Source organism: Candidatus Symbiopectobacterium sp. NZEC135, assembly GCF_025962695.1.
The window spans coordinates 1-799 of the sequence record NZ_JAGFPF010000982.1; the positions used below are offsets into that span (position 1 = coordinate 1).

General features: G+C 57.9%; 2 protein-coding genes. One reads left to right on the forward strand and one right to left on the reverse strand.

From position 1 onward, the window contains the following. Positions 1-656, forward strand: a 656-nt coding sequence (yjfP, locus tag J5224_RS31900; RefSeq protein WP_264628972.1) for an esterase, incomplete at its 5' end; no start/stop codon positions are given. A 13-nt stretch (positions 657-669) separates the two neighbouring features. Here the strand turns inward: yjfP and J5224_RS36020 are convergent. Next, positions 670-799, reverse strand: a 130-nt coding sequence (locus J5224_RS36020) for a GH32 C-terminal domain-containing protein (protein ID WP_413544757.1), incomplete at its 5' end; no start/stop codon positions are given.

The window sequence follows — 799 nt, forward strand, 5'->3', positions numbered from 1 at the left end:
TATACGCCTACTTTGGCTATGCGTTAGCACAAGTGGGGTTTCGTGTTATTTTGCCTGACGCGGCGATGCACGGTGCGCGTTATGATGGCGATGAGGCCCGCCGTTTACGCCATTTCTGGGATATTCTGCAGTTTAACGTGCAGGAATTGCCGGGGTTGGTGGATGCCGCGCGCCAACGCGGATGGATTGCGGATGAGAAAATCGGCGTCGCGGGCGCATCGCTCGGTGGCATGACCGCGTTGGCCAGCATGGCACGCTATCCGTGGATTTCAGCCGTCGCGGCGTTTATGGGGTCCGGGTATTTTTCTGCGCTGTCGCGCTCGCTTTTCCCTCCGGTTCCCGTTGGGAGTCCGGGGTCTGACGATCTGTTGCGCCAGTTGGCGCAAACGCTGGTCAATTATGATGTCACCGATCGGCTGTCTGCGTTGGCAAATCGCCCGTTATTGCTGTGGCATGGCGATGCGGATGATGTGGTGCCCGCCGCCGATAGCGCGCGCTTGTATGAGGCACTGAAAGCGGATAATCAGCATCATAACGTCACCTACCTGACTGAACGTGACGTGGGGCACCGTATCACTCCGGTGGCGCTGACGGCGGGCAGCCGCTTCTTTACCCGGCATTTTGCCTCCGTGCCGCTGCCTGACGTATCCCATTGATGCAGTTTGGTTATTATTCAGGGTAGATGGATGCCATCTGCCAGTGGTTGAAGGCCAGGCAGTACGCCTCTCCATTTTCGGCATAAAGCGCGATACCGCGCCCTTCTGTTGGCGGATAAATGCGGCTGGTGAGACAGGTTTCC